At 39.1% G+C, this 20,165-nt stretch carries 20 protein-coding genes and 1 riboswitch; of the genes, 9 read left to right on the top strand and 11 right to left on the bottom strand.

The features are described from left to right. Positions 1–4: 4 nt before the first annotated feature. The 4 genes from FY049_RS11600 to FY049_RS11585 all read right to left on the bottom strand — a co-directional run bounded on the left by FY049_RS11600 (position 5) and on the right by FY049_RS11585 (position 5,117). Positions 5–625, bottom strand: a complete 621-nt coding sequence (locus FY049_RS11600; RefSeq protein WP_004816566.1) for an NUDIX domain-containing protein — start codon at positions 623–625, stop codon at positions 5–7. Between the two features lie 75 nt (positions 626–700). Next, complete coding sequence (gene thiC, locus FY049_RS11595) at positions 701–2,596, bottom strand: phosphomethylpyrimidine synthase ThiC (protein WP_446083744.1); 1,896 nt, start codon at positions 2,594–2,596, stop codon at positions 701–703. A gap of 136 nt (positions 2,597–2,732) precedes the next feature. Then, a riboswitch (TPP riboswitch) is annotated at positions 2,733–2,866 on the bottom strand. Between the two features lie 53 nt (positions 2,867–2,919). Then, positions 2,920–3,972, bottom strand: coding sequence for a hypothetical protein (locus tag FY049_RS11590; RefSeq protein ID WP_056517568.1), 1,053 nt, complete (start codon positions 3,970–3,972; stop codon positions 2,920–2,922). A gap of 65 nt (positions 3,973–4,037) precedes the next feature. Beyond that, entirely contained in the window at positions 4,038–5,117 is a 1,080-nt protein-coding gene (locus tag FY049_RS11585; RefSeq protein WP_446083743.1) for a hypothetical protein, read from the bottom strand. A 388-nt stretch (positions 5,118–5,505) separates the two neighbouring features. Between FY049_RS11585 and phoU the strand changes: the two genes are divergently transcribed. After that, complete coding sequence (gene phoU, locus FY049_RS11580) at positions 5,506–6,228, top strand: phosphate signaling complex protein PhoU (protein ID WP_004725313.1); 723 nt, start codon at positions 5,506–5,508, stop codon at positions 6,226–6,228. A 73-nt stretch (positions 6,229–6,301) separates the two neighbouring features. On the opposite strand, the gene FY049_RS11575 is transcribed toward phoU, so the two are convergent. Beyond that, complete coding sequence (locus tag FY049_RS11575; RefSeq protein WP_224964394.1) at positions 6,302–7,579, bottom strand: O-acetylhomoserine aminocarboxypropyltransferase/cysteine synthase family protein; 1,278 nt, start codon at positions 7,577–7,579, stop codon at positions 6,302–6,304. A gap of 241 nt (positions 7,580–7,820) precedes the next feature. Here FY049_RS11575 and FY049_RS11570 point away from each other — a divergent pair, with 241 nt between their 5' ends. From FY049_RS11570 to ettA, 3 genes are all read left to right on the top strand, one after another. After that, positions 7,821–9,395, top strand: a complete 1,575-nt coding sequence (locus tag FY049_RS11570) for an esterase-like activity of phytase family protein (protein WP_224964393.1) — start codon at positions 7,821–7,823, stop codon at positions 9,393–9,395. 68 nt (positions 9,396–9,463) lie between these two features. Beyond that, positions 9,464–10,336: a hypothetical protein gene (locus tag FY049_RS11565; RefSeq protein WP_154129415.1), complete on the top strand. Its 873-nt coding sequence runs from the start codon at positions 9,464–9,466 to the stop codon at positions 10,334–10,336. A gap of 180 nt (positions 10,337–10,516) precedes the next feature. After that, complete coding sequence (gene ettA / locus FY049_RS11560; protein ID WP_004816581.1) at positions 10,517–12,178, top strand: energy-dependent translational throttle protein EttA; 1,662 nt, start codon at positions 10,517–10,519, stop codon at positions 12,176–12,178. A 44-nt stretch (positions 12,179–12,222) separates the two neighbouring features. On the opposite strand, the gene FY049_RS11555 is transcribed toward ettA, so the two are convergent. Beyond that, positions 12,223–12,537: a tetratricopeptide repeat protein gene (locus tag FY049_RS11555; protein ID WP_224964392.1), complete on the bottom strand. Its 315-nt coding sequence runs from the start codon at positions 12,535–12,537 to the stop codon at positions 12,223–12,225. A 571-nt stretch (positions 12,538–13,108) separates the two neighbouring features. Further along, complete coding sequence (gene hisF / locus FY049_RS11550) at positions 13,109–13,867, bottom strand: imidazole glycerol phosphate synthase subunit HisF (protein ID WP_004725324.1); 759 nt, start codon at positions 13,865–13,867, stop codon at positions 13,109–13,111. Between the two features lie 113 nt (positions 13,868–13,980). Here hisF and FY049_RS11545 point away from each other — a divergent pair, with 113 nt between their 5' ends. From FY049_RS11545 to FY049_RS11535, 3 genes are read left to right on the top strand one after another with little or no spacing between them, the layout of a single operon-like run. Next, complete coding sequence (locus FY049_RS11545; protein WP_224964391.1) at positions 13,981–14,931, top strand: homoserine kinase; 951 nt, start codon at positions 13,981–13,983, stop codon at positions 14,929–14,931. A 21-nt stretch (positions 14,932–14,952) separates the two neighbouring features. Then, on the top strand, positions 14,953–15,591 hold the full coding sequence (locus tag FY049_RS11540; protein ID WP_004816587.1) for a DUF1294 domain-containing protein: 639 nt from the start codon (positions 14,953–14,955) through the stop codon (positions 15,589–15,591). A gap of 31 nt (positions 15,592–15,622) precedes the next feature. Beyond that, complete coding sequence (locus tag FY049_RS11535) at positions 15,623–16,015, top strand: DUF4870 family protein (protein WP_224964390.1); 393 nt, start codon at positions 15,623–15,625, stop codon at positions 16,013–16,015. Positions 16,016–16,098: 83 nt separating this feature from the next. On the opposite strand, the gene FY049_RS11530 is transcribed toward FY049_RS11535, so the two are convergent. Beyond that, positions 16,099–17,034 carry a DMT family transporter gene (locus tag FY049_RS11530; protein ID WP_004725334.1) on the bottom strand — a complete coding sequence of 312 codons (936 nt, stop codon included), beginning with the start codon at positions 17,032–17,034 and terminating at the stop codon, positions 16,099–16,101. A 152-nt stretch (positions 17,035–17,186) separates the two neighbouring features. Here FY049_RS11530 and FY049_RS11525 point away from each other — a divergent pair, with 152 nt between their 5' ends. Further along, positions 17,187–17,480, top strand: coding sequence for an antibiotic biosynthesis monooxygenase family protein (locus FY049_RS11525; RefSeq protein WP_004725336.1), 294 nt, complete (start codon positions 17,187–17,189; stop codon positions 17,478–17,480). An 89-nt stretch (positions 17,481–17,569) separates the two neighbouring features. On the opposite strand, the gene hisA is transcribed toward FY049_RS11525, so the two are convergent. Beyond that, complete coding sequence (gene hisA, locus FY049_RS11520; protein WP_004725338.1) at positions 17,570–18,301, bottom strand: 1-(5-phosphoribosyl)-5-[(5-phosphoribosylamino)methylideneamino]imidazole-4-carboxamide isomerase; 732 nt, start codon at positions 18,299–18,301, stop codon at positions 17,570–17,572. A gap of 77 nt (positions 18,302–18,378) precedes the next feature. Then, positions 18,379–19,041, bottom strand: coding sequence for a 3'-5' exonuclease (locus FY049_RS11515; protein ID WP_224964389.1), 663 nt, complete (start codon positions 19,039–19,041; stop codon positions 18,379–18,381). A 124-nt stretch (positions 19,042–19,165) separates the two neighbouring features. Between FY049_RS11515 and FY049_RS11510 the strand changes: the two genes are divergently transcribed. Then, entirely contained in the window at positions 19,166–19,567 is a 402-nt protein-coding gene (locus tag FY049_RS11510) for a transcriptional regulator (RefSeq protein ID WP_004725342.1), read from the top strand. Positions 19,568–19,608: 41 nt separating this feature from the next. Here FY049_RS11510 and FY049_RS11505 read toward each other — a convergent pair whose 3' ends face one another. Beyond that, positions 19,609–20,145: a DUF805 domain-containing protein gene (locus FY049_RS11505; RefSeq protein WP_151956307.1), complete on the bottom strand. Its 537-nt coding sequence runs from the start codon at positions 20,143–20,145 to the stop codon at positions 19,609–19,611. Positions 20,146–20,165: the final 20 nt, after the last annotated feature.

The raw sequence follows: 20,165 nt of genomic DNA, 5'->3' as shown, positions 1-20,165 counted from the left end.
TCCCCTAGACATCTTCAAATGCATGCAAGTGCTGTTGTAGCCATTGCAAAGCCATAATCACAGGTGCATTTTTTAAACGATTACTTTTTAATAATAGACTCAAATCTGAATAATCAATGATATGAAGTTGGATATTTTCACCTTCATCTGGCATACCAAACACACCACCTTCAGCAGGTAATGCGGCTTGCGCTACATAGAGATGAAATATTTCATCACATGCACCAGCAGATGGATAGAAGCTAAACAGGTGTTTGATTTGGTTTAATTCACATCCAGATTCTTCGATGCTTTCCCGTCGAATGCAACTTTCTGGAGATTCATCTCCATCAAGTACGCCTGCAATGATTTCGAGTTGCCAAGGTGAAATTTCATCATCAATTGCCCCCACACGAAACTGTTCAATCAATGCAAATTTTTGTTGTTGATCATTATAAATCAGTACACCAGCAGCTTCTTTACGGCGAATTAATTCACGTTGAATGGCTGAGGTATATTCAGTTTGATTAAATAATCGGTGTCGCAAGCTCACTTTTTCGACTTGAACAAAACCTTTAAAGGCATATTCACGAGATTGTATTTCTACATCATTATGGGTGTAGGTTGCTTGCTGAATGATGTTCATGTGCACAGTTAGGATGAAACATATTCACTTCATCCTAACTGAGAAATAGTGAAAGACAAAAGTTTTTTTTAATCTTTACACTTTATGGTACAACTTTTGCCCTTGTTCCTGATAAACGGATTTCATGGTTTTGAGACCATCTTCTATAAGCGTTTCGCTATTTACAGGGTGGGCTGCATTTTGTTGATTTTGTGCATAATCTCGCACGTTTTGGGTGATTTTCATCGAACAGAACTTAGGTCCGCACATTGAACAGAAGTGTGCTGACTTATGTGCTTCTTTAGGCATGGTTTCATCATGCATTGATCTTGCAGTATCAGGATCTAAGCTGAGATTGAATTGATCTTCCCAACGGAACTCAAAGCGTGCTTTAGATAAAGCATTGTCACGAACTTGTGCGCCCGGATGACCTTTGGCTAAATCCGCCGCATGGGCTGCGATTTTATAGGTGATAATCCCGTCTTTAACATCTTTCTTATTGGGCAGACCCAAATGCTCTTTAGGGGTCACATAACACAACATTGCAGTGCCGTACCAACCAATCATCGCTGCACCAATCGCAGAGGTAATATGGTCATAGCCTGGAGCAATATCGGTGGTGAGGGGTCCAAGAGTATAGAAAGGTGCTTCCTGACAAACTTCAAGTTGCAAGTCCATATTTTCTTTGACCATATGCATTGGAACATGGCCTGGTCCTTCGATCATGACCTGAACATCATGTTTCCATGCCCGATGGGTCAGTTCACCTAAAGTGCGTAATTCATAAAATTGTGCTTCATCATTGGCATCCTGAATACAGCCCGGACGTAAACCATCACCTAAGCTGAAAGATACATCATAGGCTTTCATGATTTCGCAGATTTCATCAAAATGCGTATAGAGGAAGTTTTCTTCATGATGCGCCAAACACCATTGCGCCATGATCGAACCACCGCGTGATACGATCCCCGTTAAACGATTGGCTGTCATCGGCACATAACGTAATAAGACCCCGGCATGGATGGTGAAATAATCAACACCTTGTTCAGCTTGTTCAATCAGAGTGTCTTTAAAGATTTCCCATGTCAGGTCTTCAGCAACACCATCGACTTTCTCAAGTGCTTGATAAATTGGTACCGTACCAATTGGAACTGGTGAGTTGCGAATAATCCATTCACGGGTTTCATGGATATTTTTACCCGTCGATAAGTCCATGATGGTGTCAGCACCCCAACGGGTTGCCCAGGTCATTTTCGACACTTCTTCATCAATCGATGAACCCAAAGCTGAGTTGCCAATATTGGCATTGATTTTTACCAAGAAATTACGCCCAATGATCATGGGTTCGCATTCAGGATGGTTAATATTGGCGGGAATAATGGCACGACCTTCAGCGACTTCTTTACGCACAAATTCAGGGGTAATCTCCATGAGGTTGTGTGCACCAAAATTTTGTCCTGCATGCTGGCGCATATCAACACCTTCATGCTGGCGCTGATTTTCACGAATCGCAATGTATTCCATTTCAGGCGTGATGATGCCTTGTTTGGCATAATGCATTTGTGTGACATTGTTGCCTGTTTTTGCACGACGTGGTTTTTGAATATGGGCAAAACGGATTTCAGCAGTACGAATATCTTTCAGACGTTCTTGGCCAAATTTAGAGGTTAAGCTGGCTAAATGCTCAGTATCGGCACGTTCTTCAATCCAAGTTTCACGGACATTGGGTAAGCCTTTATTCAAATCAATGTGTACGTTGGGATCGGTATAAACACCTGAAGTATCGTAGACCATAATCGGTGGGTTTTTTTCACCCCCAAGGCCTGTCGGTGTATCCGTGAGTTCAATTTCACGCATCGGTACTTGAATATCTGGGCGTGAACCTTGAATATAAACTTTTTTAGATGCGGGTAAAATTCGAGTCAGATCTTTGGCTTCTTGCTCGTGTTGAGCCAATTGATCAGCAGGGGATAGATTCGTTAATTGGTTCATTACAATGATCCTTATGAATGACATCAACGAATCAAGCACGACCAAAAACGGTGGCAAATTTAGTCTATTTTATCTGCTAAATTCATCATCAGAATAAAGCGCTATTGCGACAAAAATAGATAAACTATGGGCTGTCAGTTTTTAGATGCTTGATTCCTACGCAGGTCTTAACCTGATCAGGTTCAACGGTACTTTAGTTTAAGTTTTGGCAAGGAGATGCAAAACTGACTAAATCTCAGCGAGGAATTACTCGCGCTCCGTCAAGCGATGTTTAAATCTTAGCATGTTCTCATTAAAAATATGCTGGCATACAGATATCAATTTCAATTATTTTTTTGAGCCAGAATTTCCTCGACAGATTTTCTAATTTTTTGTTCAAATGCTTCACGTTGTGCCCGGATCTCTTGCTGCTCAGGTGAGTTATCTTCAGGATACTGTCTAGATGGTTTTGGCATTTGTTGCCAAAGCGTTTCACTTGTATTGATTAAATTCACAAATTTCTGTGCAATTTGGCTACTTGCAGTTTTACTTTTTGCAATTTTTTCAATCGCTTTGATTGCTTGTTCATCTGCAATTTTATCGTCATCGAACCAGAGCGTGCGGGTGTTGTCCTCGCCTTGAAAAAGTGCACTACGGTATTGTTCAATGTTCTCTACGACTTGAGGTTTAAAATGGTTGTTGGGGTAGTCTTTATTGAATTTTTCCCAATATAACAGTCGATTGGCCACTTCATCAAAACTAATTGCTAGCCCTGCATCCATAATATAGTTGGCACCTGTATACTCTTTACGGATCTGTTTAAAGTAAACCTGATCTGATTTTTCTAAATAGGGGGCAAAAATATCCAGATCATATTGTGGATGCTGTACAAAGGTGTATTCACCTTCACCGATATAAAATTTTACTAAATATAAGTCCTTTGCATGATCAACTAAATATTTCTCACGCGGTTTTAACTTTTTATACAGTTCTTGTTTTTGTTGAGCTGTCATAGACTGACCGTCTGCAAGTGTATCGGTCATATATTGAAAGACTTCAGGTGAGGCATCCGCGATGAGTTTTTGATAAATGTTTTCAATTTTTGCTTGCCATTGATAACGTGTTTTTAACGGTGCAGATGCGAGGCATTTTTTTAGTAATTGATTGAGGTCATTTAAATCTTCAACGATGACCGTTTTTTCTAATTTTTTGATGCTTGTATCTATCTCGTTACAGTCTTGTGGAAGTGCTGGTATTTCAGCTGTACTGGTCTGAGTCGCTTTAGAAGCTGCTTTAGTTGTCTCAATTGTTTGATTGTTCTCGTGCTTTTGGCAAGCGCTGAATAGGGTACACAGGCAGAGTGTTGTGAGTGATAGATGTTGTTTTAAAGCTTTCATAGTATGACTGTTGTTGTGTATTTTTGAATGCCACAAGGATAATAAAAATTGAGCTAAAATAACATCTAACTGTTAGAACAAATCGCATCACTAAAGCAATCTTTTTTAACATGCTTAAAGTCGATCGGGCTTAAATTTAGATATTGATTGAGCTGGGACAGCGCCAATAATTGGGGGATATTTTCCAGTTTAGTGCGTTCTTTTTCACTAATTTGAATTTTTTGCTGTCTTTGCTCTTTGCTCATCGCTAAAAAATGAACAAACTTCTTGGCCTGAGCTGAAAGCTCACCATCATTGGATTTTGCTAAGCGTTCAATCACCAACCAGCTGGCTGCATCAATATCAGTTTGATTTTCAAATGTAATCGAAATAGGCGCTTCTTCAGTGCCTAAAAACAATAGACTGCTATATGCATTTTTTAAGAACTGTGCATCATGTAAAAAAGGGCTAGTGGGATAAGTTTGTAGATATTCTTGCCAAAACTTAGCTCTTTTTGCAATTTCTTCAGCATCAATATCGGGTTTATGGTTTTTAAAAAGCGGTTGGGTATTTTGTTCTGCAAGATTTTCGATAAAAACTTGTTCAGGTGCAGTCAGATATGGGGCGAAAACTTTGGCTAAATATTGCGGGCTTCTCCGATAGACAATTTTATCATCTGTTTGTTCGCTCAGCTCAATATAAGCTTGGCCTTTGTGACGTAATAAATATTGGTCACGTAGATTAAGTTGTTCAAATTTACTCTGTTGAATAGTGGGGTATGCAGCTTGATCTAAAGCATAGTTTTCAAATGCTTGCTGTTGTTCTGACGTGCGCTCAATCTGTAAAAATTGTTGATACATACGTTTCGACTGATGCATCAATTCCATTTGTTCCGCGGGTTTCATCAAAGGTAAACACATACGAATATCTTGATTGACTTGTTCTATCGCAAGCGTGGTTCTTTTTGCATTGATTGCCAGCATCTCATTTTTGAGATTTTGGCAAATTTGGGTTAAATCAGGAATTGGATTTTCTTTTTGCGGCGCTTCTTTGGATTCTTTGACAATGTCGGTTGTGGGTTTTTGACACGCGATAACCACCATGCAACTCAAGATAACGAGTATGCCTGAAATGAGAAAATGAAGGATATTGCGAGGAAATTTCATTCGACCAGCATTTAAAAGAAGCTCAGTTTTGTTCGATGCCATTGTCGCTGAATCGAGGCTAAATAAATGAAATATTTTGTAGTTTTGTGATAATGAAACGTTACTTTTTGCAAGAAACTGAGTCATGTGTCTGGTTTAAGATCTGTAAAAATTAATCTGAGTACAGCATCGTGGATTTGCGATAAATGGATGTTTACAGAAAAGTGACATATGTAAATTCAGCAAATTGTAGTAGTATCTTTACTCTAAATTGCTTTGATCAGAAGTGAAATGAGCGATATTGAGAAATTCATTTGAAAGAAAAATACTTGTCATAAAACATTCATAATGAATATGCTTTAATATTAACCCATAAAAATAGTTTTTGTTGCGTGTGGAGCATCTGACCTTGAGCCCAAGTAATCCTGTATTAAACCATCATATATCTTCTCAATTTAATGAGGACTTACAGGATGTGAATACCAAATTTATGACCATGGGCGGTTTGGTAGAACAACAAGTCGCAAATGCAGTGCATGCGTTATTGGATACTAATGCCAATATGGCGATTGATGTTCAATTTCAAGACAATACAGTTAATCGTTATGAACGAGAAATTGATGAAGCACTGACTTTGATTTTGGCGCGTCGTCATCCAGCTGCAATTGACTTACGTATGGTGATTGCCATGAGTAAAGCCAATACCGATTTAGAGCGTATTGGTGATGAAGCTGCAAAAATTGCCCGTATTGCACAGACTTTATGTGAAGAGGGCGAATCGCCGCGTGGCTATATGGAAACACGGCATATTGGCAATCAAGTGCGTGTCATGATTCATGATGCTTTAGATGCTTTTGCGCGTGTGGATGCAGAACAAGCATTAAAAGTTTTGTTGGCCGATGCCGATATTGACCGTGAATATCAATCCGCGACGCGTACACTGATGACCTATATGATCGAAGATCCACGTCATATTAGTCGTGTCATCAATGTGATGTGGGTATTGCGTTCACTCGAGCGAATTGGTGACCATGCCCGTAATATCTCAGAACAAGTCATTTATATGGCAAAAGGTTTTGATGCGCGACATACCAGTGTTGAAGAGATTGAACAAAAAGTTCAAGGTAAGTAATTGAATTTATAAATAAAAAGACCTGAATTATTCAGGTCTTTTTATTTGAAAATTTAAGATCACAAAAAGAAAATTACACTTGAGCAAGTGCTTGTTCTAAGTCTGCAATCAAGTCATCAATATGTTCAATCCCCACAGATAAACGCACCATATCAATACTCACGCCTGCTGCTTTTAGCTCTGTTTCATTCAGTTGACGATGCGTGGTAGTTGCTGGATGACAGGCTAAACTTTTTGCATCACCAATATTCACCAGACGCGTAAACAGCTGTAATGCATCGATAAAACGGGTGCCACCTTCACGACCATCGTCAACACCAAAAGACAGAATTGCAGACGGTTTACCTTTGACGTACTTTTGTGCCAAAGCATGTTGTGGATGATCTTTTAAACCAGCATAGTTGACCCATTTTACTTTTGGGTGTGCCTGTAAATATTCAGCAACTTTTTGTGCATTTTCAGTATGGCGTTCCATACGCAAATTCAGTGTTTCTAAGCCTTGTAAAATTAAGAATACGCTGAGCGGGCTGATTGCTGCGCCTGTATTTCTTAATGGAACAACACGTGCACGGGCGATATATGCCGCAGCACCCAAAGCTTCTACATAGTTCACCCCATGATAACTTGGATCTGGGGTGTTTAAGACTTTGAAGCGATCGGGATATTTGCCCCAAGGGAATTTACCGCTATCGACAATCGCTCCACCAATCGAATTACCATGACCGCCAATATACTTGGTCAATGAATGCACCACGATATCTGCACCATGTTCAAAAGGTTTCAGTAGGGCAGGTGTTGCAACAGTATTATCCACAATCACGGGTACACCATATTCATGTGCGATTTTAGCAATGGCATCTAGGTCAATAATATTACCCAGCGGATTGCCAATCGACTCAACGAAAACCAATTTGGTTTTTTCATCAATTAAGCCGCGCAATGCTTCAGGATCTTGGTAATCAAAGAAACGCACTTCAATGCCTTGTTTTGGCAAAGTGTGGGCAAATAAATTATATGTTCCACCATAGAGTGTTGAAACCGATGCAATATTGTCACCCGCTTCTGCAATGGTCTGGATAGAATAGGTGATCGCAGACATACCCGAAGCCAATGCTAAAGCACCAATACCGCCTTCAAGCGCACTCAGACGTTGCTCAAGCACAGCGGTCGTTGGATTCATGATCCGCGTATAAATATTACCCTGAACTTTGAGGTCAAATAGATCCGCACCATGTTGGGTATTATCAAAGGCATAAGAGGTGGTCTGATAAATTGGAACGGCTACCGCTTTAGTGGTTGCTTCTGGTTCATAGCCTGCATGTATGGCAAGAGTTTCGTCTTTATATGTCATGTTCTTCCGTCAACTTTTTATTAAATTTCAATAGAGTGTAACAAATAAATATATGAAGTAAACAAGGGTTTATATATTTTAAAATCATAAAAACAGATAAAGCCAACAATGCAGCCCGAGATAAATTGAGTTTCGACGAGGAAAAACAGACCGAATATCGCTGAGTTTGTGAGCTGTCATTGTGGTGTCATTTGCTGAAATTAGCATAACAAATTCTATAAATTCAGTTATTAAAAACACAATGAAAAAAGCAGCAATAAATAAACTGACCCGCCATAAAAGCACTTTAACTTTAGTCCTCTGTAGTTTACTGGGTTTGACCGCATGTTCTGATGATGATCAAGATTCAACAACACAGAAGACCTTAACCCAAAATATAACATTGGCATTTGGTGATGAAGCCTGTGTAATGGGGGGAACACGTATTCAGAGCGGTTTAGATCGCAATGGCAATGGCAAACTTGAAGCCAGTGAAATCACTAAAACAGAAAACAGTTGTAAGCCCAATTTGTTTGCGCAAGGTGTAGCATTACCGTTTAATGTATTGGGACGATACCCTGCGAATGGTACGACCATTGATAGCACATTTGATATTCGTCAGGGTGGTTTTGGTTCTGATGTTGCTGCGCATCCAAGCAATAAAAAGCAATTCTATGCATTGACCGATCGGGGGCCAAATGCAGACTTTACTGATAAATTATATGGCGCAGGTAAGGTTTTTGCCATTCCAGACTATGTGCCGAAAATTGGTTTATTTGAAGTTCAAGACAATGGCACTGTGAAATTAATTAAAACCATCAATTTAAAAGATCGCGATGGAAAAGACATCACGGGATTACCCAATACTTCAGCTTTAGGCGGCACAGGGGAAACACCGTATGATGTTAATGGGAAAGTGATTACTGTAGATCCAACCAAGCCTTACGATGTGGTGAATAATCCAATTAGACTGGATGATTATGGTTTGGATAGTGAAGGGATCACTGCACTTAACGATGGTACGTTCTGGGTCAGCGATGAATATGGACCACATATTGTGCATTATGATGCCAATGGTAAAGAAATAGGGCGTATCACCCCATTTAAGGCTGATAAACGCAACAATTGGACTTTGCCAAATGAGTTTAGCTATCGCCGTGCCAATCGAGGGATGGAAGGCTTAACCATTAGCCCAGACCAAAAAACTTTGGTTGGGATTATGCAATCGACCATGAGTTTACCAAATAAAAATGTCAATAAATCAACATTGACGCGTATTGTGACGATTAATCTTGAAACAGGAAAAGTCGCACAATATTTATATCAGCAAGAGATAGCTGAAAATTCAAACTCTGCCATTATTGCCCTCAGTGCAACACAATTTCTGGTTTTAGAACGTGATGGATTGTTTTATAAAGATACGCCCAATGTGATGAAAAATGTCTATCGTATTGATTTAAGCAAAGCCACCAATTTAGAAGATATTCAAACACAAAATGATGTCAAACAAGACGAAAAGCTCGGTTTAACCATTGCGGGCAAGACCTTAGAAGAATACCAATTGGATAAAGGCTGGGACGGTTTAAAAGCATTTAATATTTTTCCAGCACCTAAAACATTGGTACTGGATATGGGGAAAGCGGTTAAATATCCACATGATAAAATGGAAGGTCTGTGGTTGATCAATAGTACGACACTTGGGATTTTAAATGATGACGATATGGGGCTTTGGAATAATGCCAAAGGTATGGAGCCAAAGTATCTGGATGCGGCACGGACACGTATTGATATCAATACCTTGTACATCATGGATAAATTGAATTTAAAAGGCCAATAATTGCATAACAACAGCCGCCCAAGAGGCGGCTTTTCTATCAGCATCATTTAAAAATAATAGGTTCCTCAATGAAAAAAATAGCCATTCTCACCGTTTTAACGAGTTTAATGACTGCAACTGCTTGGGCTGTACCGCAAGTGACATCACGTGAATATAAGTTGTTGTTACAGCCAGACAAATTTAGCTATGCCAATGAGTCCGCCAACGTAAATAGCTATATGCAACAAGCCAAAACGGTTATTGCCCAGCAAATTAACCGTACAGTTTCAGGAACGATGATCTTAGACAAGCAACGCCAAATACGTTTTTATGATTCACCCAGCAGTTGCCTACTCAATAATATGGGCTATAGCTTTCGAGAACGGATTGAAAACGGAGCATCTGAAGTGACGCTTAAATTTAGAAGCTATGATCATTATCTGTCTGATTTTTCCGATTTGAGTAGCTCGACTGCAGGAGCCAAAACTAAGCTTGAAGATGATATCACGCAAACAGCAACACAAGGGTTTTTGGTGGGGTCCAGTAAATCCACCACAGTGGCAAATACACGGACAATCAATAAGTTTTTAGACATCCATACGCATTTTCCAAAATTTAAAGAAACCTTTGCCATCAGTGATAATCAGCTGTTATCCCCTGTAGGTGGACTCACCCTTTATGAACGAAGTTATCGTGGGGTCAGCATTGATTTAGGCGAGTTTGATGCAGAGGTAGATATGAGTTTATGGTATACCCAAGCACCTTATGCAGGATTAAAACCTGCTGTAGTTGAAGTCTCGTTTAAGTACCAAGACCCAAATGCAAATTACACCAATAAGGTTGTACAACGTGCTGCCATTAGTTTTTCTGCTTTGAAAACATTGTCAAACTACAATGCACCAAGTTCAACTCAAACTAAGACGCAATTTGTATATCAGTATCAGCCGAATTTTTGTTCGTGATCATGTGTGAGGTCGCGATTTGATTACTTGTATTGGTGTGGAAAAATGTTTTCTTGATGCTTTTAAAATATCTCAATCAATTGGACAAATCTGAACAAAAATAGATAAATTCAGCGTATAATTGACGGTATTTATTTATTCGCATTTTGCGAATTTCTATTCATTATAGAGGAGTCCTACGTGGCCCAATATATTTACACGATGAACCGTGTGTCGAAGATGGTTCCGCCTAAGCGCGAAATCCTAAAAGACATCTCTTTATCATTTTTCCCAGGTGCAAAAATTGGTGTACTTGGTTTAAACGGTGCAGGTAAATCTACCCTACTCCGTATTATGGCTGGCGTAGATAAAGATTTCTCAGGTGAAGCTCGTGCGCAACCAGGTATTAAAATCGGTTATCTAGAGCAAGAACCACCATTAGATCCAAATAAAGATGTACGTGGAAACGTTGAAGATGGTTTACGTGAACCATTAGATGCATTGGCACGTTTAGATGAAGTTTTTGCTGAATATGCAGCTGAAGATGCTGACTTTGATGCACTTGCAAAAGAGCAAGAGAAATTAGAAGCAATTATCCATGCTTGGGATGCACACAACCTTAGCAACCAAATGGATCAAGCTGCAGCAGCATTGAATCTTCCAGCATGGGATTCTGACGTAAGCTTACTTTCAGGTGGTGAACGTCGTCGTGTAGCATTGTGTCGTTTGTTATTGTCTAAACCAGACATGTTATTGCTGGACGAACCGACTAACCATTTGGATGCAGAATCTGTATCTTGGTTAGAGCGTTTCTTAAAAGACTTTGCTGGTACAATCGTTGCGATTACCCATGACCGTTATTTCTTGGATAACGTTGCAGAGTGGATTCTTGAGCTTGACCGTGGACATGGTATTCCTTACCAAGGTAACTATTCTTCTTGGTTGGAACAAAAGAATGCACGTTTAGAGCAGGAAAATAAACAAGAAGAATCTTTTGCTAAAGCATTGAAAAAAGAATTGGAATGGGTTCGTTCAAATGCTAAAGGTCAGCAAAAGAAAAACAAAGCACGTATGGAGCGCTTTGAAGAGCTTAACTCACGTGAGTTCCAACAACGTAATGAAACCTCTGAAATCTATATTCCACCTGGTCCACGCCTAGGGAATAAGGTTGTAGAAGTTGAAGGCATCAGCAAATCGTTTGATGGCCGTCTACTTTATGAAAACTTATCGTTCACAGTGCCACCAACTGCGATTGTTGGTATCGTTGGTCCAAACGGTGCAGGTAAAACCACTTTATTCCGTATGATGACAGGCGAACAGCAACCTGATACCGGTACAGTTGTATTGGGTGAGTCTGTAAAAGTTGCTTATGTTGGTCAGATTCGTGACACTTTAGATAACAATAAAACAGTTTGGGAAGAAGTTTCTGGCGGTTTAGATATCTTAAGAATTGGCGAATACGAGATTGCATCTCGTGCCTATATCGGTCGCTTTAACTTTAAAGGTCAAGATCAGCAAAAACGTGTTGGTGAATTGTCAGGTGGTGAACGTAACCGTTTACAACTTGCGAAGATCCTTCAGATGGGCGCCAACGTAATCTTACTGGATGAGCCATCAAACGACTTGGATATTGAAACTTTACGTGCACTAGAGGATGCAATTCTTGTATTCCCTGGTACTGTCATGGTGGTATCGCATGACCGTTGGTTCCTTGACCGTATTGCTACACATATCTTGTCGTTTGAAAATGAACAGCCAGAATTCTACGAAGGCAACTATGCTGAATATGAAGCATATCGTTTAGCGCGTTTGGGTGATGCTGCTGTGCAAAAACGTACCAAATACAAAAAAATTGGTGGTTAATCACTAATTTGGTAGATCAAAAAACCAGCTTTCGAGCTGGTTTTTTATTGTAAATAAAGCCGATAAAGTTGGTGTTGTGCTTCGAGATGACCTTGATTTGCAGCAAGCAACAACCATTTGTATGCATTCTTTTTATCTGGTGATAGGCCGAGTTGGCCTTGTAGGTAAATCATGCCCAATTTATATTGTGCCGTGCTATATCCTTTAAGTGCTGAATGTAAAAAATACCAAATCGCGTTGCGTTGATATTTTTGGATTTTTTCATTTAATCGCTGATCTAAATCAAGAGGGTCACGCTGGTTAAGCGCCAGATGTTCATAACTGGTTGCACGGTGGTAAGTATGCATTGATTCAGACATTTTAAATGCATGATAGGAACTGGAATAATGGTATTTATAGCGGATGATTTGCTTGAGTTTCCGTATTATTTTTATTAAATCCATAATGACTCGCACTTATTTTTATGAAATTTTCACTATAAGATTAAAGGAAATAACCAGAATAAGTAATCCCAATAACCATGATTTTTTTTCATATAAAAGTATTGCTAAAGTGGTTCGAAATTAATCATTTATTCAATTTTTGATGGCAGTAGGCTTCTTTGAAATTTTTTTAAAACTATAAATCAATAAAAAGCCCCCTCATCCTAGCCTTCTCCCAAAAGGAGAAGGGACTTTCAATACCAATATGATTCACTCTAAATGATCGTTTTTTGATTGATGAACTAGGCCTATTGAGTTTAAGGCTTGGTACTTTGTATAAAATGAGCTATGAGGAGCTATTTAAAATCATATGGATTGTTTATCAGTTTTATCTTGGTGTTTTAATTCTCGGTATTTTAATTTTTGCTATTTGAATCAGGCTAAATCAATTGCATATATAAAAGAATGCCAAAATAACATTCTTCTATATATGTGCGCTCACAATCAATTAGAGGCGCATTTCAATCCCTTGTTCAGCAAGGTATTGTTTCGCTTCAGGAATAGAGTATTGACCAAAATGGAATATCGAGGCTGCCAATACAGCATCGGCACCACCTTTTAAAATACCATCTGCTAAATGTTGTAAATTACCCACACCGCCTGATGCAATGGTCGGAATGGTGACACGATCATTGATTTGACGCATTAGACCAATGTCATAACCCGCTTTCGTCCCATCTGCATCCATAGAGGTAACCAATAATTCACCTGCACCGAATTCTGCCATTTTGACTGCCCATTCAATCGCATCTATGCCTGTCGGTTTACGACCACCATGGGTGAAAATTTCCCATTTATTTTCACCGGTTCTTTTCGCATCGATTGCCACAACAATACATTGTGCACCAAAGCGCTGAGACGCTTCTTGAACGAACTCAGGATTAAATACCGCAGCAGAGTTGATGCTGACTTTATCTGCGCCTGCATTTAATAACAAACGAATATCTTCAACTTTACGAACACCGCCACCGACTGTAAGTGGAACAAACACACTTTCAGCCATACGTTCAACAGTACGGTAAGTGGTATCTCGGCCATTTGATGTTGCGGTAATGTCTAAAAAGGTGATTTCATCTGCACCTTGCTCATTATAACGACGGGCAACTTCTACAGGATCTCCTGCATCACGGATATCCAGAAACTGGACACCTTTCACCACACGACCATTATCTACGTCCAGGCAAGGAATAATACGTTTAGCGAGCATAATTTTTTCCAAAAATAACAGGCGATTATGAAAGTTCGTGACTTAGGTGCTACACCTCGATAGTCGAAGCGGTTATTCTATCAAACTTATGTAAGTTTTTTCGCAGGTTTTCTATGTCGGTTTATACCACTTTGAGTTTAAAAGAAGTTCAACACTTTGCAGCACCTTATGGATTAGAGGTGGTTGAACTTAAACCAATTCAAGGCGGTGTGCAAAATACCAACTATTTTATCATTTGTGCTGATGGAACACAGTTTGTATTAACATTATTTGAAAATATGGATGCACAAGCAGCAGGGGAATTAATTCCTGTCTTAGAACACTTGGGTCAACAAGGTTTGGCAGTTCCTGTCCCGTTAAAACACAGTGGTCAGTCGATTCATAGCTTAAAAGACAAGCCTGCACAAATTGCGCCACGGATGTCAGGTAAACATCCGATGCCTTCTACAATCGCTCAAGTTGAGCAAATTGCTGTAGCACAGGCCAAAATGCATGTGGCGTTACAAGACTTCCCATTACAGCGTCAAATGGCGCGTGATCATGCCTATTGGTATAACGTTGCTCAACAAATTAAACCGACTTTGGATGTGGCGGATAGCGCTTTGCTGAATAACCTTTTAGGTTTATATGAAGCACTGACCATGATGTATCCAAATCGACCTAAAGGTTTTATTCATTCAGATTTGTTCCGTGACAATACTTTGTTTGAAGGCGATGAGTTAAAAGGCATTCTAGATTTTTATGAAATGAATCAAGATGAATTACTTTTTGATATTGCGATTACCTTAAATGACTTTTGCACAGAATATCCGAGTGTTCGCTTGAACGAAGCCAAAGCAACGGCTTTCTTAAATGCATATACCTCGATTCGTCCCCTGACTGAAGATGAAAGAGCTTGTTTAGAGTTATATTTGGCGATGGCCGCAGGTCGCTTTTGGATGATGCGTTTACAAATCGCTCAGATGAATGCCGCTGAAGCACGCACAGGTGATGATATTTTGCAGAAAAATCCGCAAGAAATGCGTAATATGTTGATTGAAAGATTAAAGTTCGTGACTGCTTAATAGCTTTTTGTGGGAAATAAAATGCGTGATCAAGGTCGTTTAGTTGAATGGTTCGATGATAAAGGCTATGGCTTTATTCAACCAAATGATGGTGTAAAAGATCGCGTATTTTTACACATCAAAGATTTTGCACAAAAAGGGCCACGCCCAATCGTGGGCTGTGCCCTTGAATATGTGGTGCAATTAGACGGCCAAGGGCGTTATAAAGCAAAACAAGTCACATATTTAAAAGCCACACAAATGGCGAAAGTCACAAGCCAGCAAGCGGCTAAAGCCAAGCAGTTGCATGCAGCAAAGCAGGCTAAATTACAGCCGATGCAAATTTTGTGCGCTGTTTATATTATTGCTTTGGCAATTTTGACCATAAGCGGTTTGCTCAATGGTATGTTTATTCTTTTTGTCAGTATTATCAATGTGATGACCTATTGGTTTTATGCACAAGATAAAGAAGCTGCGCAGAGCAATCAGCGTCGTGTTCCTGAAAATACCCTGCATATTTTAGCTTTTTTAGGTGGTTGGCCTGCAGCTTGGTTAGCACAGCAACGCTTACGACATAAAACACAAAAACAACCCTTTAAAAAGATTTATTTGTGTACCATATTCTTTAATATTTTATTGATTTTATGGTTAATTTCGCCTTTGAATATGTTTAAGATTTAAACGGGCGTTAGCAAATTTAAAAGGGCTTACAATGAATAATTATGTTGATCCAAATAATAGTAAATCTCTGACTTTAATTTTATATATCCTTTATATTGTTGCAATTTTTTCTGCGGGAATTCTTGCAATCATTGCATTGATTATCAATTATGTAAAATTGAATTCGGTTGGTGGTACGATTTTCGAAAGTCATTTTAGATGGCAAATTCGCACTTTTTGGTGGTATTTAGTCTGGACGGTAATTGCATTTATTCCGTTTATTTTTCTATTTTTCACCATGGATAATGTCAATGCCTTTGCTGGTGTTGCCGTGGGTGCTACGATTTTTTGTGCTGCTACCTTATTTATTTCTTGGATATGGATTGTCTATCGCGCCATTCGAGGCATTATTGCGCTGAATGATGATCAAGCCTTACCGATATAACTGAATAAATCACCCTTGATGGATCTTGTTCCCGAGCAATACAGCTTGATCAAAGCGTAATTTTAGTGAAAACAGCGTTCTAATTAAGAACGCTGTTTTTCTATCTCAGTTGAATTTTCTTTAAGCTGTCGTGTGTATAAAAATTTGGGTCTCCATTCACTGATGATCACCCCCAATACCACAAGTAAACCACCAAAAAGAGCCAGCAAAGGTAAGCGTTCACCTGCAATTCTTCCAAATAAAGCTGCCCAAACTGGTTCGCCAGCATAAATCACGGCAGCTTGAGAAGGATCGACAGAGCGTTGTGCCCAATTCATCGTCAATTGTAATAAAGCACTGGTTAAGCCCAGTCCAACAGCAAGCATCACCAATTGCCACGAAAAGGCTGGAATATCCAGCTCACCGACAAAAGGCATACTGGCAAATGAAATCAATGAAGCAAAAGCAAGCTGAATCACCGTTACACGCTGAATATTGACCTTCCCTGCAAAATGCCCGATGAGAATAATCTCCATAGCAATTGCAAATGAGCCAACTAATGTAATGATTTGCCCCGTATTTAAATCAATGTGATGAAAACCATTTCCTGTCAAAAAAATTAAACCGATAAACGCCAGTAAAACACCGAGCCAAGTCATGATATGTGGTCTTTTGCGAAAAATCACCCAGATAAGAATCGGTACAAGGGGCACATATAATGCTGTTAAAAATGCAGACTCACTACTGCTGATGGTTTGCATACCGACAGTTTGCGAGCCATAACCTGTGGCAATCATGCCACCAATCAGCGCACCTGCGATGAGCTCTTTTAAATTGATACCTTTTAGATATTTATAAGACAGTAATCCAACAGCAATGGTCGCTGCAGCAAAACGACAACCGACAAAAAACATAGGGGAACTATAGTTTAGGGCATAATGTACAATGACAAATGTACCACCCCAAATCATGGTCATCAGGATCAGTGCAATTTGAGGCGTTCTGGACTTTAAAAATAAAGCGAGGGGAGAGGAAGACATAAAATAAAGTAATGTAGAAGAGCAGGGCTATTTTACGCGAAAGCACAGTATTGTGCAGATGTTAAGCTGAGTAATCGGGTATTTAAATCACTCAATTGTCATGCAGTCGTGCTAGCATATTGAATTAAAATTTTGATAAAGAGAAATAAATCATGGTGATCGAACAGGCTTTATTTCATATTGTTGATGGTCAACAAATGGCTTTTGAAAAGAAATTTTATGAATTATCAGACACCTTCCGGAATGCCCAAGGTTGTGAAAAATTTAAATTAATCCGTGGTATAGAAGACAATCAAAAATACATACTACAAATTCACTGGATTGATCTTAAAACCCATACAGATGTTTTTATGAAAACAGATGAGTTTAAACAGTGGTTTACGGCAATGAAGCCCTTTTTAGCAAGTAAAATTGAAATGCAACATTTTGAAAATACATTGGTTTAAATCTGGATGTAGTGATTTAAATACCTTCTTTAACACATAAAAAAGAGAACAGCTCGGTTCTCTTTTTTAATCCAATCTATACTGGGAACTTAAAAGCCTTGTTCATCCAATAACAGCTGCGCTTCACGTAGGTTTAATGTGCCTTCGTAAATTGCACGTCCTGTGATCGCACCTAAAATACCCGGTTTACCTTTTAAATTACGCACATCATCCAGATTGGTTACACCGCCTGAGGCGATCACTGGAAGACCTGAGTATTGCGCAAGGTTTACCGTCTGTTCAACATTGACACCCTGCATCATACCATCACGTGCGATATCGGTATAAACAATGCTAGACACACCGGCATCCGCAAAACGTTTTGCAAGATCAGTGGCTTTTACATCAGTGACATTTGCCCAGCCATCAGTTGCAACCATACCATTGATCGCATCAATACCGACAATAATGTGTCCCGCAAACTTCTTACAGGCTTCTTCAACAAATTCAGGATTTTGAACTGCTTTGGTGCCGATGATGACAAAAGAAACGCCCGCATCTAAATAATGTTCGATTGTTTCTAAAGAGCGAATACCACCGCCAATCTGGATTGGCAGTTCAGGCTGTGCTTTTGCAATTGCTTCAACGACAGGTTTATGAATTGGTGTTCCAGCAAAAGCCCCATTCAAATCAACCAAATGCAAACGACGAGCGCCTTCATTTACCCAATGCTGTGCTGTTGCAACAGGATCATCAGAAAATACGGTATCGTCTTCCATACGACCTTGTTTTAAACGAACACATTTACCATCTTTCAGGTCAATTGCCGGGATGATCAGCATGCTTTCGCTCCTTGCTTAATCTCAATGAAGAATTTATTGATCTTCATCTTAGCAAAAACTTGATCAATTTCTAAGTGTCAGTTTCGGCTTTTATTGACGCGAATGCTCAATTTAAGCTGAGTATGTGCAATCGTGTCAGGTATTAAGTCTAAATCCAGTAAGGCTTCGAAAATTAAGAGTGCGGCATAGGCATCGGCTGCAGCATATTCAATTTGTGGTGTTGTGAGGATTTTACGTGCCCAATTTGAGGTGCTAATAGATTTACTTTTAGGGAAATTGACTTGGAATAGCAATGCCATAGCATTTTTAATTCCTAAAGGATTATTGAAGCCAAAACTCGAAAAGCATTTTGAAAGTTCGATGACACTGTTGAGTTGCATGCCTTTTTTACGGAATAAATGTGCATCATTTTTTAAGCCAAAACCAACTTTAATCTGATCAGGATTTTCAAAAAAGGTCGCTAGAAAAGCCAAAATATCTGGGGAAACTTGAAATAAATAGGCTTTTTCAAATGTCGCCAATTGAATAAGATGTGGGCCAGTTTGAATTTCACCTTTATTAAAGGTAGGTTTGGACTCAGTATCGAAACCAAACATGTGCGCCGTTTTTAATTCTGCTTCAATCGCTTGGCATTGTTGCAAGCTATTGACTACAACAATGTTACTCAAAGGCAAATTTTGAAAACGGGGAAAGCTCTGAATTTGTTCTTTACTAGGAAGTTGCTGAGTTTGAATATTCACAAATTTAAGCTCACAAATTTTAGTCGACCAGTTTAAGCATTAAAAATATTAACCATATTGTGTTATAACAAACTTTGAATAAAAGATGATAGTTTTGTGGGTCAAAAACACAGGAATAAATTGTATGGTTGAAAAAGATGATGATCTTTTTATAGAAGGCGCCAAGCGTTTAAAGCAATTAATTCAGGATAAAAATATAAAAGCCAGTGATATTGTTAACGTACTGGAAACTTCAAAAGGAACCATGACCAAATGGTTGCAAAACTCAACACCGTCGAGTGCGCAAAGCTTAATTGAATTGGCGCGTTTAGTTGGGATGACTGAACGCTGGAATATGGAATCTAAACAGCAAGATAAAGCAGATCTGGTGACCAAAGCATATGCTGAGTCTGAATTGGATTTAAGCCATGTCACCATGGAACAATTGATCAACGAAATTAAAGACCGTTATGCAGCTTTAAATTTAAAGGCAGATATTAAAATTAGTGTTGAGCCATTAGAAGGTGGTTTTGTCACCAAAGAGTAAAATAACCACCTTATAAAAATAGGGTGGTTATTTCGGCTGATTTATTCAGATTGATTGATTTGTTGTTGATATTGCTGAAATTGTTGCGCTTGGTCAAGGTAATTTTGATATGCTGGGATTGCTGTAACTGCAAGGATTAGAATACTGATTGGGAAGATCACAATATAAATCCAAGCCAATACTTTTTCCCAACCACGAGTAATTCGAGGTGCGCCATAGTTATTTGTCCCAGCATCTCCTTTTGCACAGCTTAAATAAACAAAAAAGAATAAATTCACCAAAGGTAAAAGCATAAGAAGAGATAACCAGCCACTTTGGTTTTTGTCATGTAAGCGACGGATTGTAAAAATAAAACTGAAGTAGATTACCGCGATATAAATAATAATCGCAACTGCGCCGAGTATAAAGATGAGCGTATTTGAAGGTGAGTTACTTAAAGCAGGGATGAATAATGCAGCGATAATACCCAGTACAAACATGGATAGACCCAACAGCATATTCCAGCCTAAATAGGATAATCGACCAAAACGGCCACTGGCACTTAAAGCTGAATCATGGGTTTGAAAATTAGAAGACATTGTTATGTTCCTAGAATGAA

The sequence above is a fragment of the Acinetobacter sp. 1125_18A genome (assembly GCF_052824985.1).
The sequence above is the reverse complement of the archived record's forward strand: the minus strand, read 5'-3'. Positions and strand labels throughout refer to the sequence as shown.

Excerpts from the sequence above, each read along its gene's own strand:
- FY049_RS11510 (WP_004725342.1), top strand. The coding sequence starts at position 19,166 with ATGGTTGAAAAAGATGATGATCTTTTTATAGAAGGCGCCAAGCGTTTA.
- FY049_RS11535 (WP_224964390.1), top strand. The coding sequence starts at position 15,623 with ATGAATAATTATGTTGATCCAAATAATAGTAAATCTCTGACTTTAATT.
- thiC (WP_446083744.1), bottom strand. The coding sequence starts at position 2,596 with ATGAACCAATTAACGAATCTATCCCCTGCTGATCAATTGGCTCAACAC.
- FY049_RS11585 (WP_446083743.1), bottom strand. The coding sequence starts at position 5,117 with ATGAAATTTCCTCGCAATATCCTTCATTTTCTCATTTCAGGCATACTC.
- FY049_RS11555 (WP_224964392.1), bottom strand. The coding sequence starts at position 12,537 with ATGTCTGAATCAATGCATACTTACCACCGTGCAACCAGTTATGAACAT.
- FY049_RS11530 (WP_004725334.1), bottom strand. The coding sequence starts at position 17,034 with ATGTCTTCCTCTCCCCTCGCTTTATTTTTAAAGTCCAGAACGCCTCAA.
- FY049_RS11545 (WP_224964391.1), top strand. The coding sequence starts at position 13,981 with ATGTCGGTTTATACCACTTTGAGTTTAAAAGAAGTTCAACACTTTGCA.
- FY049_RS11570 (WP_224964393.1), top strand. The coding sequence starts at position 7,821 with ATGAAAAAAGCAGCAATAAATAAACTGACCCGCCATAAAAGCACTTTA.
- FY049_RS11575 (WP_224964394.1), bottom strand. The coding sequence starts at position 7,579 with ATGACATATAAAGACGAAACTCTTGCCATACATGCAGGCTATGAACCA.
- FY049_RS11505 (WP_151956307.1), bottom strand. The coding sequence starts at position 20,145 with ATGTCTTCTAATTTTCAAACCCATGATTCAGCTTTAAGTGCCAGTGGC.
- FY049_RS11600 (WP_004816566.1), bottom strand. The coding sequence starts at position 625 with ATGAACATCATTCAGCAAGCAACCTACACCCATAATGATGTAGAAATA.
- FY049_RS11540 (WP_004816587.1), top strand. The coding sequence starts at position 14,953 with ATGCGTGATCAAGGTCGTTTAGTTGAATGGTTCGATGATAAAGGCTAT.
- FY049_RS11525 (WP_004725336.1), top strand. The coding sequence starts at position 17,187 with ATGGTGATCGAACAGGCTTTATTTCATATTGTTGATGGTCAACAAATG.
- FY049_RS11565 (WP_154129415.1), top strand. The coding sequence starts at position 9,464 with ATGAAAAAAATAGCCATTCTCACCGTTTTAACGAGTTTAATGACTGCA.
- hisF (WP_004725324.1), bottom strand. The coding sequence starts at position 13,867 with ATGCTCGCTAAACGTATTATTCCTTGCCTGGACGTAGATAATGGTCGT.
- FY049_RS11590 (WP_056517568.1), bottom strand. The coding sequence starts at position 3,972 with ATGAAAGCTTTAAAACAACATCTATCACTCACAACACTCTGCCTGTGT.
- hisA (WP_004725338.1), bottom strand. The coding sequence starts at position 18,301 with ATGCTGATCATCCCGGCAATTGACCTGAAAGATGGTAAATGTGTTCGT.